Source organism: Streptomyces sp. TOM-9 (assembly GCF_056858595.1).
Map to the genome: position 1 here is coordinate 4,917,180 of NZ_JBXEQB010000001.1, position 15,415 is coordinate 4,932,594.

At 69.2% G+C, this 15,415-nt stretch carries 13 protein-coding genes, 1 tRNA gene and 1 pseudogene; 5 read left to right on the forward strand and 10 right to left on the reverse strand.

Going from position 1 to position 15,415, the window contains the following annotated elements; translation table 11 throughout:
- Positions 1 to 32: 32 nt before the first annotated feature.
- The 10 genes and pseudogenes from AC1VWI_RS22850 to dnaA form a co-directional block, all read right to left on the reverse strand.
- Positions 33 to 173, reverse strand: a complete 141-nt coding sequence (locus AC1VWI_RS22850) for a DLW-39 family protein (RefSeq protein ID WP_018559211.1) — start codon at positions 171 to 173, stop codon at positions 33 to 35.
- A 155-nt stretch (positions 174 to 328) separates the two neighbouring features.
- Positions 329 to 402 (reverse strand) — tRNA-Ile (locus tag AC1VWI_RS22855).
- 48 nt (positions 403 to 450) lie between these two features.
- On the reverse strand, positions 451 to 1,113 hold the full coding sequence (locus tag AC1VWI_RS22860) for a DUF3566 domain-containing protein (protein WP_499516891.1): 663 nt from the start codon (positions 1,111 to 1,113) through the stop codon (positions 451 to 453).
- Between the two features lie 60 nt (positions 1,114 to 1,173).
- Positions 1,174 to 3,765, reverse strand: coding sequence for a DNA gyrase subunit A (gene gyrA, locus AC1VWI_RS22865; RefSeq protein ID WP_499512883.1), 2,592 nt, complete (start codon positions 3,763 to 3,765; stop codon positions 1,174 to 1,176).
- A gap of 43 nt (positions 3,766 to 3,808) precedes the next feature.
- On the reverse strand, positions 3,809 to 5,851 hold the full coding sequence (gene gyrB, locus AC1VWI_RS22870) for a DNA topoisomerase (ATP-hydrolyzing) subunit B (RefSeq protein ID WP_499512884.1): 2,043 nt from the start codon (positions 5,849 to 5,851) through the stop codon (positions 3,809 to 3,811).
- 270 nt (positions 5,852 to 6,121) lie between these two features.
- Positions 6,122 to 6,670, reverse strand: a complete 549-nt coding sequence (locus tag AC1VWI_RS22875) for a DciA family protein (protein WP_499516892.1) — start codon at positions 6,668 to 6,670, stop codon at positions 6,122 to 6,124.
- Positions 6,670 to 7,800, reverse strand: a complete 1,131-nt coding sequence (gene recF / locus AC1VWI_RS22880) for a DNA replication/repair protein RecF (RefSeq protein ID WP_499512885.1) — start codon at positions 7,798 to 7,800, stop codon at positions 6,670 to 6,672. The genes AC1VWI_RS22875 and recF overlap by 1 nt, the downstream gene beginning before the upstream one ends.
- Before the next feature lie 32 nt (positions 7,801 to 7,832).
- Positions 7,833 to 8,714: pseudogene (gnd, locus tag AC1VWI_RS22885) on the reverse strand (phosphogluconate dehydrogenase (NAD(+)-dependent, decarboxylating)); the annotation flags it as partial.
- Between the two features lie 79 nt (positions 8,715 to 8,793).
- The gene (gene dnaN / locus AC1VWI_RS22890) at positions 8,794 to 9,924 is read right to left on the reverse strand and encodes a DNA polymerase III subunit beta (protein ID WP_499512886.1); all 1,131 of its coding nucleotides are present in this window, start codon (positions 9,922 to 9,924) and stop codon (positions 8,794 to 8,796) included.
- Positions 9,925 to 10,762: 838 nt separating this feature from the next.
- A complete protein-coding gene (dnaA, locus tag AC1VWI_RS22895; protein WP_499512887.1) occupies positions 10,763 to 12,520 on the reverse strand; it encodes a chromosomal replication initiator protein DnaA in 1,758 nt (585 codons plus the stop codon).
- A gap of 389 nt (positions 12,521 to 12,909) precedes the next feature.
- Here dnaA and rpmH point away from each other — a divergent pair, with 389 nt between their 5' ends.
- From rpmH to AC1VWI_RS22920, 5 genes are read left to right on the forward strand one after another with little or no spacing between them, the layout of a single operon-like run.
- Complete coding sequence (gene rpmH, locus AC1VWI_RS22900; protein ID WP_003975051.1) at positions 12,910 to 13,047, forward strand: 50S ribosomal protein L34; 138 nt, start codon at positions 12,910 to 12,912, stop codon at positions 13,045 to 13,047.
- A gap of 26 nt (positions 13,048 to 13,073) precedes the next feature.
- The gene (rnpA, locus tag AC1VWI_RS22905; RefSeq protein WP_499512888.1) at positions 13,074 to 13,448 is read left to right on the forward strand and encodes a ribonuclease P protein component; all 375 of its coding nucleotides are present in this window, start codon (positions 13,074 to 13,076) and stop codon (positions 13,446 to 13,448) included.
- A complete protein-coding gene (gene yidD / locus AC1VWI_RS22910) occupies positions 13,445 to 13,765 on the forward strand; it encodes a membrane protein insertion efficiency factor YidD (RefSeq protein ID WP_037731476.1) in 321 nt (106 codons plus the stop codon). The genes rnpA and yidD overlap by 4 nt, the downstream gene beginning before the upstream one ends.
- 2 nt (positions 13,766 to 13,767) lie before the next feature.
- Entirely contained in the window at positions 13,768 to 14,820 is a 1,053-nt protein-coding gene (gene yidC, locus AC1VWI_RS22915; protein ID WP_499512889.1) for a membrane protein insertase YidC, read from the forward strand.
- Between the two features lie 15 nt (positions 14,821 to 14,835).
- Complete coding sequence (locus AC1VWI_RS22920) at positions 14,836 to 15,333, forward strand: Jag family protein (protein WP_499512890.1); 498 nt, start codon at positions 14,836 to 14,838, stop codon at positions 15,331 to 15,333.
- Positions 15,334 to 15,415 lie beyond the last annotated feature (82 nt).

The following is a 15,415-nucleotide window of genomic DNA, read 5'->3' on the forward strand; positions in this document are numbered from 1 at the left end:
CCTCGGGAATCCTTCGTCCGGGCTGTGCCGTCTCAGACGCTCGCGCCGGAACCCGCCGGAACGGAGTCCGTGGCCTCCGTCCACAGGTCCTGCTCGGCGCGGTCCGCCTGGATCTGGCGGTACACGAGGAGACCGCCGATGGCGGCCAGTGCGACCAGGAGAAACTTCTTCACCGCGCGACCTCGTCCTTCTTGCGTTGGGGGTCTTCCGACGGGCCCGACTATACACACCGGTCGATATCGAACGGTGACCTGCCACCGGAACCAACTGCGCGGCCGCGGACAAGGAAACGGCCCGTACGGATGATCCGTACGGGCCGTTCACGCGGTGGGGCTAACAGGACTTGAACCTGTGGCCTCTTCCTTATCAGGGAAGCGCTCTAACCGTCTGAGCTATAGCCCCGCGCTGCGTTGAAAGATTAGCGCACCCGGGGCCGTGGCCCAAAATCGGTTACTCGTCCTCCGCCAGAGTCAGCTCGATCCCGCCCACCATGCCGGCCGACATGTTGTAGATGAAGGCGCCCAGCGTCGCCAGCGCCGTGGCCAGCACGACGTCGATAACGGCGATGACCGCCGTGAAGGTCAGCACGCGCGACAGCGACAGGAACGACACCAGGTCGAACCCGCCGTCCGAGCCGGACGACGTGGCCTCGCTGAGCGTGCCGCCGACCGTGGTGAAGACGCCGATGGCGTCCATCACCATCCACAGCACCGCGACCGCGATGACCGTGCAGATGCCCAGCGCGATGGAGAGCAGGAAGCTGACCTTCATCACCGACCACGGGTCGGCCTTCGCCACCCGCAGCCGCGCCTTGCGCGTGCGCGGGACGGTACGGGCCGCCGGACGCGGCTGGCGGACGCCCGCGGTCGCGGGGGGCCCGGCCGGGGGCGCGTACGCCTGGGGCGGCTGGTGCGGGTCCTGGGGCAGCTGCGGCGCCTGCTGCGGCTGCTCCGCGACCGGGCCGGCGGGTACACCGCCGTAGGTCTGCTGGTGCACAGCGTGCTGGTGCTGCGCTGGACGGGTGTCGGTCACGGTGATTCCCCCCTGGTGCGGGCCGTTGTCCGTACGTGGGCCAGGGGCACCGCCGATCGCGTCCGGAACGGCGGCCGGCATCGGCTGCCCTCCGTCCGCGCCCGTCCCACCCGCGGCGCCCTCGGCTCCACTCACGGCTTTCTACTCCTCCGACTCGGCGGCCAGGGGCTGCTCGCCCTCGGCCTCTTCGGCGGCGACGACCTCTTCGGCCTCCGCCCCCGCCTCGGCATTGCGGGCGACGCCCACGACTGCATCCTTTTTACCGAGGTTGATCAGTTGGACGCCCATGGTGTCACGCCCGGTTTCCCTGATCTCGTTGACACGGGTGCGGATCACACCGCCGCCGAGGGTGATGGCGAGGATCTCGTCGGTCTCCTCCACCACCAGCGCCCCGACCAGGGAACCCCGGTCCTCGACGATCTTGGCCGCCTTGATGCCGAGTCCGCCGCGCCCCTGGACCCGGTACTCGTCCACACTGGTGCGCTTGGCGTACCCGCCATCGGTGGCGGTGAAGACGAACGTACCCGGTCGCACGACATTCATCGAGAGCAGTTCGTCCCCTTCGCGGAAGCTCATGCCCTTCACGCCCGAGGTCGCACGGCCCATCGGCCGCAGCGACTCGTCCGTCGCGGTGAACCGGATGGACTGCGCCTTGCGGCTGACCAGCAGCAGGTCATCGGCCGGTCCGACCAGCTCGGCACCGATCAGCAGGTCCTCGCTGCCGTCCTCGGTCTCCCGCAGGTTGATCGCGATGACACCGCCCGAGCGGGGGGAGTCGTAGTCCTTCAGCGAGGTCTTCTTCACCAGGCCCGACCGGGTGGCGAGCACCAGGTAGGGCGCCGCGTTGTAGTCGCGGATGGCCAGCACCTGAGCGATCTGCTCGTCCGGCTGGAAGGCCAGCAGGTTCGCCACGTGCTGCCCGCGGGCGTCGCGGCCGGCGTCCGGCAGCTCGTACGCCTTGGCGCGGTAGACCCGGCCCTTGTTGGTGAAGAACAGCAGCCAGTGGTGGGTGGTGGTGACGAAGAAGTGGTCGACGATGTCGTCTTCCCGCAGCTTCGTGCCGCGCACGCCCTTGCCGCCGCGCTTCTGCGAGCGGTAGTCGTCGGTCTTGGTGCGCTTGACGTAGCCGCCGCGGGTGATCGTGACGACGATGTCCTCCTCGGCGATCAGGTCCTCGATGGACATGTCGCCGTCGAAGGGCACCAGGGCCGAGCGCCGGTCGTCGCCGAACTTCTCGACGATCGCCGTCAGCTCCGTGCTGATGATGCCGCGCTGCAGCTCGGGCGAGGCCAGGATGCGGTTGTACTCGTTGATCTTCGCCTGGAGCTCGTCGTGCTCCTGGACGATCTTCTGCCGCTCCAGGGCCGCCAGGCGGCGCAGCTGCATCTCCAGGATCGCGTTGGCCTGGATCTCGTCGATCTCCAGCAGGCCCATCAGGCCTTCACGCGCCACGTCCACGGTCGCGCTGCGCCGGATCAGGGCGATGACCTCGTCGATCGCGTCCAGGGCCTTCAGCAGACCGCGCAGGATGTGGGCGCGCTCCTCGGCCTTGCGCAGCCGGAACCGCGTCCGGCGGACGATGACCTCGATCTGGTGGGTCACCCACTGCTTGATGAACTGGTCCAGCGAGAGCGTGCGCGGCACGCCGTCCACCAGCGCCAGCATGTTGGCGCCGAAGTTCGTCTGCAGGTCGGTGTGCTTGTAGAGGTTGTTCAGCACCACCTTGGCGACGGCGTCGCGCTTGAGCACGATCACCAGGCGCTGTCCGGTGCGCGAGGAGGTCTCGTCGCGGACGTCGGCGATGCCGCCCACCCGGCCGTCCTTCACCAGGTCGGCGATCTTCTGCGCCAGGTTGTCCGGGTTGACCTGGTACGGCAGCTCGGTGACGACCAGGCACTGCCGGCCCTGGATCTCCTCGACCTCGACGACCGCGCGCATCGTGATGGAGCCGCGGCCGGTGCGGTACGCCTCCTCGATGCCCTTGCGGCCCACCACCAGGGCGCCGGTCGGGAAGTCGGGACCCTTGATGCGCTCGATGAGGGCTTCGAGCAGCTCCTCGTTGGACGCCTCCGGGTTGGCCAGGTACCACTGGGCGCCCTCGGCGACCTCGCGCAGGTTGTGCGGCGGGATGTTGGTCGCCATGCCGACCGCGATGCCGGCGGAGCCGTTGATCAGCAGGTTGGGGAAGCGCGACGGCAGGACCGTCGGCTCCTGGTTGCGGCCGTCGTAGTTGTCCTGGAAGTCGACGGTGTCCTCGTCGATGTCCCGGACCATCTCCATGGACAGCGGCGCCATCTTGCACTCGGTGTACCGCATGGCGGCGGCCGGGTCGTTGCCCGGGGAACCGAAGTTGCCGTTGCTGTCGACCAGCGGCATGCGCATCGACCACGGCTGGGCCAGGCGCACCAGCGCGTCGTAGATCGAGGAGTCGCCGTGCGGGTGGTAGGTACCCATGACGTCGCCGACGACACGGGCGCACTTGTAGAAGCCGCGCTCCGGGCGGTAGCCGCCGTCGTACATCGCGTACAGCACGCGGCGGTGGACGGGCTTGAGGCCGTCCCGGACGTCGGGCAGCGCGCGCGACACGATGACGGACATCGCGTAGTCGAGGTAACTGCGCTGCATCTCCGTCTCGAGGCCCACGGCCTCGATCCGCGTCGTGGTGTCCGCCTCGGCGGCGCCCGCGGCGTCCTGCGGGGTGCCGGGCGTGACAGGGGTGTTCTCGTCGGCCATTGCTGGTCAAAGTCCTTTCGGGCGGCGGCTGATGGGGGCCGACTCAGATGTCGAGGAAGCGGACATCCTTGGCGTTGCGCTGGATGAAGGAGCGCCGGGCCTCGACGTCCTCGCCCATCAGCACCGAGAACAGGTCGTCGGCGAGGGCCGCGTCGTCCAGGGTGACCTGGCCGAGCACACGGTGGTCGACGTCCATCGTGGTGACCCGCAGTTCCTCGGCGTTCATCTCGCCGAGGCCCTTGAAGCGCTGGATCGAGTCCTCGCGCACGCGCTTGCCGTTCTGGCGGCCCAGCTCGATCAGGGCGTCGCGCTCGGAGTCGGAGTACGCGTACTCGAAGTCGTCCCGGCCCCACTTGATCTTGTAGAGCGGGGGACGGGAGAGGTACACGTGGCCCGCCTCGACCAGCGGCCGCATGAAGCGGAAGAGGAAGGTCAGCAGCAGGGTGTTGATGTGCTGGCCGTCCACGTCGGCGTCCGCCATCAGGATGATCTTGTGATAGCGCAGCTTCGAGATGTCGAAGTCCTCGTGCACACCGGTGCCGAAGGCCGAGATCAGCGCCTGGATCTCGGTGTTCTGCAGGATCTTGTCGATCCGCGCCTTCTCCACGTTCAGGATCTTGCCGCGGATCGGGAGGATCGCCTGGTACTGCGGGTTGCGGCCGGACTTGGCCGAGCCGCCGGCGGAGTCACCCTCGACGATGAAGATCTCGCACTTGGCGGGGTCGTTGGACTGGCAGTCGCTCAGCTTGCCCGGCAGCGACGCCGTCTCCAGCAGGCCCTTGCGACGCGTCAGGTCGCGCGCCTTGCGGGCCGCGACGCGGGCGGTGGCCGCCTGGATGGACTTGCGGATGATGTCCGAGGCCTCGTTGGGGTTGCGGTCCAGCCAGTCCGTCAGGTGCTCGTGCACGACCTTCTGGACGAAGGTCTTCGCCTCGGTGTTGCCGAGCTTGGTCTTCGTCTGGCCCTCGAACTGCGGCTCGCCCAGCTTGACCGAGATGATCGCGGTCAGACCCTCGCGGATGTCCTCACCGGTGAGGTTGTCGTCCTTCTCGCGGAGCAGCTTCTTCTCGCGCGCGTACTTGTTGACCAGCGTGGTCAGCGCGGCGCGGAAGCCCTCCTCGTGGGTGCCGCCCTCGTGGGTGTGGATGGTGTTGGCGAAGCTGTAGACACCCTCGCTGTACTGGGTGTTCCACTGCATCGCGACCTCGACGGAGAGCATCCGCTCCTTGTCCTCCGCGTCGATGTCGATCACCGACGGGTGGACCGGCTCGCCCTTGCGCGAGTTCAGGTACTTCACGAAGTCGACGATGCCGCCCTCGTAGTGGTACGCGACCGAACGCGGCTGGCCCTCGTTCTCCACGTCCGCGTGCTCGGGACGCTCGTCGGTCAGCGAGATGGTCAGGCCCTTGTTGAGGAAGGCCATCTCCTGGAAGCGCCGCGACAGCGTCTCGAAGGAGTACTCGGTGGTCTCGAAGATGTCACCGTCGGCCCAGAAGGTCACGGTGGTGCCGGTCTCCGCGACCGGCTCGTTCTTCTGCAGCGGGGCGGTGGGCACACCGAGCTTGTAGTCCTGGGTCCAGCGGAAGCCCTCACGCTTGACCTCGACAGCGACCTTGTTCGACAGCGCGTTCACGACCGAGACGCCGACGCCGTGCAGACCGCCGGAGACGGCGTAGCCGCCGCCGCCGAACTTGCCGCCCGCGTGCAGCACCGTGAGCACGACCTCGACGGCGGGCTTTCCCTCGGACGGGACGATGTCCACAGGGATGCCGCGGCCGTTGTCGACCACGCGCACGCCGCCGTCGGGGAGGATCGTGACGTTGATGGTGTCCGCGTGACCGGCCAGTGCCTCGTCGACGGAGTTGTCGACGACCTCGTACACCAGGTGGTGCAGGCCGCGCTCGCCCGTCGAGCCGATGTACATGCCCGGGCGCTTGCGAACCGCGTCCAGGCCCTCAAGGACGGTGATCGCGCTGGCGTCGTACGCCCCGCCGGTGGCGGGCGCGGCGGAGCCGTCAGCTGCGGACGTATTGATCTCGTTGGGGTTGCCGGAATCGGCCACGAAGCGCCCTTTCTGGCACAGCATGAGCGGGGTCCCGCGGCGCGGAACCGGCTGCATCACTCGACATCGTTCGACTGGTCCCGCTGGGGTCCCCCGGTGCCGGAGGCCAGGGGCGGGCGGTACTGCTACCAGTCTACCGGTAGCGCCGACATAGATGGGGCTTTGGCGGTACCTGAGTTCCCGTGTACCCGACGGAAGTACCTCCAGCCGACTCCCCACACGCGGACCGGGTCCCAAAACGGCTCACGCGGGCGCACAGGGCTTCGACCCGATTACGCACAGCAGGTTCCCGGCCTATCCGTACGTATCGCCCGGCCCACGGCTCCCGGGAGCACGCAGACGGCCGTACGAACGCACCGGTCCTCCCGGTCCCAGGACCTTGATCAACTTCACGGTGCCGTGCCCGAGATCGGCGTTCAGCCTGGCCACGAGCGTCGGGGCGAGCAGCCGCAGCTGGGTCGCCCAGGCCGTGGAGTCGCACTGCACCGTGAGGACCCGGTCCTCCTCGTCGTACCGCTGCGGCTGGCAGTGCAGGGCCACGTCGTCGCCCACCAGTTCCGGCCAGCGGCCCATCACGCCGCCCACCGCCGCGGGGGCCTCCCAGCCGCGCTCGGTGATCAGCCGGCTGATCGCGGCGCCCAGGGGCAGCGGGTCCCGCCCGTCCGCCCGCGCACCACTGCGCAGGCCTCCGCGCCGGGCCTGCTTCTTCTGCTGGGCGGCCGCGCCCCTCGCGCGGGCCTGCTCCTTGGCGGCGCGCAACGCGACCCTGGCCAGGTCGACGCCGGACACCGGCTTGTCCTGGACGCCCGGCTCCTGCGCCGGCTGCGGTGGCTGCTGGTCCATCATGCCCGCTCCACGCCGCCGTCCTCCACCGCGTACCGGGCGCCGACCAGCACGTCCGGTACGTCGTCGTCCACCGCCGCCGTCACCAGCACCTGCTCACCCGGGGCCACCAGCTCCGCCAGCCGGGTGCGGCGCCGGGCGTCGAGCTCGGCGAAGACGTCGTCGAGCACCAGCACCGGTTCGCCGCCGTCGGCGCGCAGCAGGTCGTACGAGGCCAGGCGCAGCGCCAGCGCGTACGACCAGGACTCGCCGTGGCTCGCGTACCCCTTGGCGGGGAGCTGTCCCAGCTTGAGGGAGAGGTCGTCCCGGTGCGGACCGACCAGGGTCACCCCGCGCTCGATCTCCTGCTTGCGGGCCTCGCCCAGGGCCTCCAGCAGCAGTCCGTACAGCTGCTCGCGGCCCGACGCCCCGGCGATCCGTTCGCCGATCGAACTGCGGTACTCCAGGACGACGGGGCCACCGCCCGGTGCCAGCTGCTCGTACGCCTTGTCCGCCAGCGGCTGCAGGGCCTGGGTGAGGTCCAGGCGCTGGGCCAGCAGCTCGGCGCCGGCCCTGGCCAGGTGCTGGTCCCAGATGTCGAGCGTGGACAGGTCGGCCCCGCGGCCGCCGTGGCGGCGGGCCATGGCGGCCGACTTCAGCAGGGTGTTGCGCTGCTTGAGGACCCGCTCGTAGTCGCTGCGGACGCCCGCCAGCCGGGGCGCCCGGGCGGTGAGCAGCTCGTCGAGGAAGCGCCGGCGCTCCCCGGGGTCGCCCTTGACCAGGGCCAGGTCCTCGGGGGCGAAGAGCACCGTCCTGACTATCCCCAGCAGGTCGCGCGGGCGGACCTGGGAGGAACGGTTGAGCCGGGCCCGGTTGGAGCGGCCCGGATTGATCTCCAGCTCGATCAGCTGTTGCCGCTCGCCCTGCACCACGGACGCCCGCACGATCGCCCGGTCCGCGCCCATCCGCACCAGCGGGGCGTCGCTCGCGACCCGGTGGCTGCCGAAGGTCGCCAGGTAACCGACCGCCTCGACCAGGTTGGTCTTGCCCTGGCCGTTGGGGCCGACGAAAGCGGTGACGCCCGGGTCGAGCGGGACCTCGACCCGGGCGTAGGAACGGAAGTCGGCGAGCGACAGATGCGCGACGTGCATGGCTGCGCGCCGCCTCCTTCCCGTGGGTGTGACTAGTGCTTCTCGACGGCGTGGCCGCCGAACTGGTTGCGGAGCGCGGCGATCATCTTCATCTGCGGGGAGTCGTCCTGGCGGGACGCGAAGCGCGCGAAGAGCGACGCGGTGATCGCGGGCAGCGGCACGGCGTTGTCGATGGCCGCCTCGACGGTCCAGCGGCCCTCGCCGGAGTCCTCCGCGTAGCCCTTGAGCTTGTCGAGGTGCTCGTCCTCGTCGAGGGCGTTGACGGCCAGGTCCAGCAGCCAGGAGCGGATGACGGTGCCCTCCTGCCAGGAGCGGAACACCTCGCGCACGTCGGTGACCGAGTGGACCTTCTCCAGCAGCTCCCAGCCCTCGGCGTAGGCCTGCATCATGGCGTACTCGATGCCGTTGTGGACCATCTTGGCGAAGTGGCCGGCGCCGACCTTGCCCGCGTGGACGGAACCGAAGTTCCCCACCGGCTTGAGGGCGTTGAAGACCGGCTGCACCCTCTCGACGTGCTCGGGCTCGCCGCCGTACATCAGCGCGTAGCCGTTCTCCAGGCCCCAGACGCCGCCGGAGACACCGCAGTCGACGAAACCGATCCCCTTGGCGGCCAGTTCCTCGGCGTGCTTCTCGTCGTCCGTCCAACGGGAGTTGCCGCCGTCGACGACCACGTCACCGGGGGAGAGCAGCTCACCGAGCTCGTCGATCGTCGCCTGGGTCGCGGCGCCGGCCGGCACCATCACCCACACCACCCGCGGGGCCGCGAGCTTGTCCACAAGTTCCTGCAGGCTGTGGACATCGGCGAGGTCCGGGTTGCGGTCGTAGCCGACGACAGTGTGACCGGCCTGGCGGATGCGCGTGCGCATGTTCCCGCCCATCTTGCCGAGACCGATGAGACCGAGCTCCATCGTTGATCCTTCGTTCGAAGCCTGCCTGACCTACGTCGAGCCTACGTCGGTACCTGCAGGGCGACGCGACCGGACAGGCCTCGCGTCAGCCGGACAGCCGGACCGGCATGATCAGGTACTTGTACGCGTCGTCGGCCTCGGCGTCGACCGCCGGACGGCCGCTGAGCAGCGCGGGCTTGGTCGACGTGGTGAACGACAGCTGCGCCACCGGCGAATCGATCGCGCTCAGGCCGTCCAGCAGGAAGGTCGGGTTGAAGGCGATCGAGATGTCGTCGCCCTCCAGCTTGGCGTCCACACGCTCCACAGCCTGTGCGTCGTCGCTGGAACCGGCCTCCAGGGTCAGCACGCCCTGCTCGAAGCTCAGCCGGACCGGCGTGTTGCGCTCGGCCACCAGGGCCACGCGCTTGACGGCCTCGACGAACGGAGCGGTCTCGATCACCGCGACGGAGTTGAACTCGGTCGGGAAGAGCGTCCGGTACTTCGGCAGGTCGCCCTCGAGCAGGCGGGTGGTGGTGCGGCGGCCCGCGCCCTCGAAGCCGATCAGGCCCTCGCCCGCGCCGGAGCCGGCCAAGGCGATGGCGACCGAGTCGCCGTTGGTGAGGGACTTGGCGGTGTCCAGCAGCGTCTTGGCGGGCACCAGGGCGACCGCGGAGATGTCCGGGGTCTCCGGCTTCCACAGGAACTCGCGGACCGCGAAGCGGTAGCGGTCGGTGGCGGCCAGGGTGACCGTGTCGCCCTCGATCTCGATCCGCACACCGGTGAGCACCGGCAGGGTGTCGTCACGGCCGGCGGCGATCGCGACCTGGGCGGCGGCTGCGGCGAAGACCTCGCCGGGGACGGTGCCGGAGGCGGTCGGCATCGCGGGCAGCGCCGGGTACTCGTCCACAGGCAGGGTGTGGAGTGTGAATCGCGAGCTGCCGCAGACGACGCTCACGCGCACGCCGTCGGTGGCGATCTCCACAGGCCTGTTGGGGAGCGCCCGCGAGATGTCGGCGAGCAGCCGGCCGGAGACCAGGACGGTGCCGTCCTCCTCGACGTCCGCCTCCACGGAGACGCGGGCCGAGACCTCGTAGTCGAAGCCGGACAGGCTCAGCTGGCCTTCCTCGGCCTTCAGCAGCAGGCCCGCCAGGACCGGCACCGGGGGACGGGCCGGGAGACTGCGGGCCGCCCAGGCCACTGCCTCCGCGAGTACATCGCGCTCCACCCGGATCTTCACCGGAACCGCCTCCTGCTGTTGCTGGCTGTCTGTGGCCGACTGTCTCTTGGCCCTGCTGGCCCTCTTGCCGGAGAACAGTCTGACAGCCGCCACGGACATGCGGTGCGGGTTGCGGTCAAGCCGGAGGGCGGGGAGGCGGACGGCCCGCGGCTCGGTTGTGCACAGGCCCCACTTCGAAGCAGGTTCCCCGGTAACTATCCCTGGTCGTAGTAATAGGGGGTGTGGATACCGTGGATAAGTGGTTCCGGTGCAGGTCAGGCCCTGTTTTTTATCCACCGCGCCTGTGGGTGGAGCCCGTGGACAACCCGGGCGATCTGTGGACGCCCGGAAGTTGTGCACACGCGATTCACAGGGAGGCTCCAGTTCTCCCCAGCGCTGTCCCCAGGAATACCCAGGTTCTCCCCAGCCCAACCCACCACGTTGGTGTGATGCGGTTCACTCCGATCGGTGAGCGGGTGTGTTCCGTTGCCGAACAGTGGACAGGACTGTGGAGAAGTGGTCCCTGACTGGGGACAACGGGCCCCTGCCTGTGGGCGGCCGGTGGACAACCGGGAGGGCGGCCTTGTGGGCGGCCGGAGCGTCCACAGTCTGTGGATCAGGGTTGCCCACAAATCCACACGGCCTCCAGCAGCCCGAATGAGTATCCCGCAGTCGTGCCTGTGGACACGTTCGGGACAACCCGGGCATCCCCAGGCTGTGGACGGGGGAAAACCGCCCCCGCCTGTGGAGAGACGTTCCTGTCCCCAAGACGCGGCCGGCGCAATCGAACAACGAGAAGCGCCCCGGGAGTTGGCCCGGGGCGCTGTGGAGGTCTCGGTGGACGCCGAGGGCGCTGCGCTCAGCTCTTGATGCGGTTGGTGAGCTCGGTGACCTGGTTGTAGATCGACCGCCGCTCGGCCATCAGGGAGCGGATCTTGCGGTCCGCGTGCATGACGGTCGTGTGGTCGCGGCCGCCGAACAGGGCGCCGATCTTGGGCAGCGACAGGTCCGTGAGCTCACGGCACAGGTACATGGCGATCTGCCGGGCCGTGACGAGCACCCGGCTGCGGGAGGAGCCCGAGAGGTCCTCCACGTCCAGACCGAAGTACGAGGCCGTCTCCGCCATGATCGCCTGCCCGCTGATCTCGGGGACGGAGTCCTCCCCGCCCGGGATCAGGTCCTTCAGCACGATCTCGGTGAGCTGGAGGTCCACCGGCTGCCGGTTGAGGCTGGCGAAGGCCGTCACGCGGATCAGCGCGCCCTCCAGCTCGCGGATGTTCCGCGAGATCCGGGAGGCGATGAACTCCAGCACCTCCGGCGGGGCGTTGAGCTGCTCCTGCACCGCCTTCTTGCGGAGGATCGCGATCCGGGTCTCCAGCTCGGGCGGCTGGACGTCGGTGATCAGGCCCCACTCGAAGCGGTTGCGCAGCCGGTCCTCCAGGGTCACCAGCTGCTTGGGCGGCCGGTCCGAGGAGAGCACGATCTGCTTGTTGGCGTTGTGCAGGGTGTTGAAGGTGTGGAAGAACTCCTCCTGCGTCGACTCCTTGCTCGCCAGGAACTGGATGTCGTCGACGAGCAGGATGTCCATGTCGCGGTAGCGCTTGCGGAACGCGTCCGCCTTGCCGTCGCGGATGGAGTTGATGAACTCGTTGGTGAACTCCTCGGAGCTCACGTAGCGCACCCGCGTACCCGGGTAGAGGCTGCGGGCGTAGTGCCCGATCGCGTGCAGCAGGTGCGTCTTGCCGAGGCCGGACTCCCCGTAGATGAACAGCGGGTTGTACGCCTTGGCCGGTGCCTCCGCGACGGCGACCGCCGCGGCGTGCGCGAAGCGGTTGGAGGCGCCGATGACGAAGGTGTCGAAGAGGTACTTGGGGTTCAGCCGCGCCGTGGGCTCGGCCGGGCCCACGGAACCACCCGAACCGCTCGCCCCCGTCCCGGCGCCCGTGGGGGAACCGGCCCCACCGCCGCCACCGGTGCGCGGCGTCGGCATGGTGGGCATGGCCGGCCGCTGCGGCGGCACCGGCTCCGGACGCCCCTGAGGCTGGTGGGGCGGGGGGATCTCGTAGCGGGAGGCGGGCGGCCGGTACGGCTCGCGCTCCTGGTAGTCGCCGAAGTGCTGCTGCTGCCAGCGGTCCACGGGCTCGTGGGGCGGCCAGCCGCCGGCACCGCCGGTGGGCCCGACCGCGTGGTCGGGGTAGGCCGGGCGCATCCGCGGGACCTCGCCGTAGCCGTGCGGCTGCTCGCCGTACCGGGCGGGCTCCGCCCCGTACACGGGGGGCTGCTGCTGGGCCTGCGACTGCGGCTCGGGGGCGACCGGGGCCGGCGGCGCGGGGGCCGCCTCCTGCTCGCCGCCCGAGGCCACGGCGATGGCGATGCCCACGGGGTGCCCGAACTCACGGCTGAGTACATCGGTGATCAGCGGGAGGAGTCGTCCCTCCAGCACGCTCTTGGCGAACTCGTTGGGGGCGGACAGCACCGCCGTGCCCGCGACGAGCGCCAGCGGCTGCGTCCGCTGCAGCCACTCCGCGTCCTTCGGCTTGAGGTCGTCGCTTTCGGCGAGCAATTTCTGCAGGACCCTGGGCCACACTGAGGCAAGATCGGCAGTTACGTCAGCCACAGTGCACGCTCTCTCGTCGGTCGCTGGTTGGTGCCGATGGGTCCCACGAAGGTGTGGTTCTTGGGACGGACGGGAATGTTTCGGGGTTTGGCCACGGTAGTCAGCGCGGGCTACCTGGTTCAAGTCGTTGTCCACAGGGTGTGCAAAACCACGTCCGGATGGCGGTGCCGACGGCCCGCGCCCCGGCGGGTTTGACCTGACGCCGCGGCCCCGCGTACCGTAACCAGGTCGAGTTGTCGATGGCTGCTGCCGCCTGCCTACCGATGGGCGAGGATCACCAAGGTGATCGTCAAGCGGTGCACACCTGAATGTTCCGCGAGTTTCTCGTGGGCGCACGGTGACAGCCAGGCGACGCCCCGCCACCACCCGATTCATCCTGGAGCCCCCGAGTGAGCAAGCGCACCTTCCAGCCGAACAACCGTCGTCGCGCCAAGACCCACGGCTTCCGGCTGCGTATGCGTACGCGTGCCGGCCGCGCCATCCTCGCGACCCGCCGCAGCAAGGGCCGCGCCCGTCTGTCCGCCTGATCGCACCGAAGCGCGAGGTGTGAGTCGTGCTGCCCAGCGGTAATCGGCTGAGGCGGCGCCAGGACTTCGCGACGGCGGTACGTCGAGGACGCCGGGCCGGACGGCCGCTCTTGGTCGTCCACCTGCGCACCGACAGTGACACAAGGGACCCGCACGCGGCGGGGGGGAGTGCTTCCCCGGCGCGTGCGGGTTTCGTCGTGAGCAAGGCCGTCGGTGACGCCGTGACCCGGAACCTGGTCAAGCGTCGGCTTCGTCACCTCGTCCGCGAACGTCTGTCCGTGCTGCCCCCCGGTAGCCTGGTAGTCGTACGAGCGCTGCCCGGTGCGGGTGACGCAGACCATTCACAGCTGGCCCGAGACCTGGATGCCGCCCTCGGGAGGCTCCTGGGGGTGGCGCTATGAAGTACCCGTTGCTGGCCTTGATCAAGATTTACCAGTGGACCATCAGCCCGTTGCTCGGTCCGGTCTGCAAGTACTACCCCTCGTGCTCCCACTACGGGTATACGGCGATCGATCGGCACGGCGCGATCAAGGGCACTGCCCTGACCGCGTGGCGGATCCTGCGTTGCAACCCGTGGTCGCTCGGCGGTGTGGACCATGTCCCCCCGCGCAAGCGACCGCCGTGGCACGCTCGCCTGCGCGAAGCCCTCCGGGGTGACGCACCGGGCGGGTCCGTTACTCCCGAGCCCGTCGAGACGCCTCATGCCCAAGGAGCCTGACCGTGGGGATCTTGAACCCCCTCTACGATGCCGTTTCGTGGATCATTGTCCAGTTCCACTCGCTGTACGGCCTTGTCTTTGACAAGGACGGCGGCCTGGCCTGGGGCCTGTCGATCGTCTCCCTGGTGGTCCTGATCCGGATCTGCCTGATCCCGCTCTTCGTGAAGCAGATCAAGTCGACCCGGAACATGCAGGCGCTCCAGCCCAAGATGAAGGCGATCCAGGAGCGCTACAAGAACGACAAGCAGCGTCAGTCCGAAGAGATGATGAAGCTGTACAAGGAGACGGGCACCAACCCGCTCTCCTCGTGCCTTCCGATCCTGGCGCAGTCCCCCTTCTTCTTCTCGCTCTACCACGTGCTGAGCTACATCGCGCAGGGCAAGCAGGTCGGCGTGATGAGCCAGGACCTGGTCAACAGCGCCCAGAAGGCCCACATCTTCGGCGCCCCGCTCGCCGCGAAGTTCACCGACAGCGCTGACAAGCTCGCCTCGCTGGGCGCCTCGGTCACCGACGTCCGCGTGGTCACCGTCATCATGATCATCCTGATGTCGGCCTCGCAGTTCTACACGCAGCGCCAGCTGATGACGAAGAACGTCGACATGACGGTGAAGACGCCGTTCATGCAGCAGCAGAAGATGCTGATGTACGTCTTCCCGATCATGTTCGCCGTCTTCGGCATCAACTTCCCCGTCGGTGTCCTCATCTACTGGCTGACCACCAACGTGTGGACCATGGGGCAGCAGATGTTCGTCATCCGCCGGAACCCGACCCCCGGCAGCCTCGCCTTCCAGCAGCGCCAGGAGCGCCTGAAGGCCAAGGGCAAGCTGAAGGACGAGCCCGCCGCCGACAAGGAGCTGCAGGACGCGGCGCCGGTGAAGCGCAGCCAGCCCAAGCGCCAGACCAAGTCCCAGCGCCAGACGGGCGGTCCCGCGCAGCCGGGTGCTGCTGCCGGCGGCACCAAGCCGAAGCCCAAGCCGGGCGGCGGAACGACCGCGGGCACCAAGCCCAAGCCGAGCAGCGGCGCGGACAAGCCGAACCTGTCGAAGAAGAAGTAGTAGAGGAGTCCTGCCGTGACGGACGGCAACACCACCGACGCGCTCACCCGCCTCGAGCAGGAGGGCGAGATCGCGGCCGACTACCTCGAGGGGCTGCTGGACATCGCCGACCTCGACGGTGACATCGACATGGACGTCGAAGGGGACCGCGCCTCGGTCTCCATCGTCGGCGACCCGTCGAGCCGTGACCTCAACAAGCTCGTCGGCCGGGACGGCGAGGTGCTGGAGGCGCTCCAGGAGCTGACCCGGCTCGCGGTCCACCGGGAGACCGGCGACCGCAGCCGGCTGATGCTGGACATCGCCGGCTTCCGGGCGCAGAAGCGGGCCGAGCTGACCGAGCTGGGCGAGAAGGCGGCCGAGGAGGTCAAGGGCTCCGGCCAGCCGGTCAAGCTGAAGCCGATGACGCCCTTCGAGCGCAAGGTCGTGCACGACGCCGTGGCCGCCGCGGGGCTGCGCAGCGAGTCCGAGGGCGAGGAGCCCGAGCGCCGGGTGGTCGTCCTTCCGGCCTCCTGACCTCCCCCGGTCTCAGCGGTACTCACTCGGCCCCGTCTGTTCGCAGGCGGGGCCGAATCTTGTCAGCCTGGAGAAGGCCCGT

Excerpts from the sequence above, each read along its gene's own strand:
- AC1VWI_RS22860 (WP_499516891.1), bottom strand. The coding sequence starts at position 1,113 with ATGCCGGCCGCCGTTCCGGACGCGATCGGCGGTGCCCCTGGCCCACGT.
- AC1VWI_RS22875 (WP_499516892.1), bottom strand. The coding sequence starts at position 6,670 with ATGGACCAGCAGCCACCGCAGCCGGCGCAGGAGCCGGGCGTCCAGGAC.
- gyrA (WP_499512883.1), bottom strand. The coding sequence starts at position 3,765 with ATGGCCGACGAGAACACCCCTGTCACGCCCGGCACCCCGCAGGACGCC.
- yidD (WP_037731476.1), top strand. The coding sequence starts at position 13,445 with ATGAAGTACCCGTTGCTGGCCTTGATCAAGATTTACCAGTGGACCATC.
- gyrB (WP_499512884.1), bottom strand. The coding sequence starts at position 5,851 with ATGCTGTGCCAGAAAGGGCGCTTCGTGGCCGATTCCGGCAACCCCAAC.
- recF (WP_499512885.1), bottom strand. The coding sequence starts at position 7,800 with ATGCACGTCGCGCATCTGTCGCTCGCCGACTTCCGTTCCTACGCCCGG.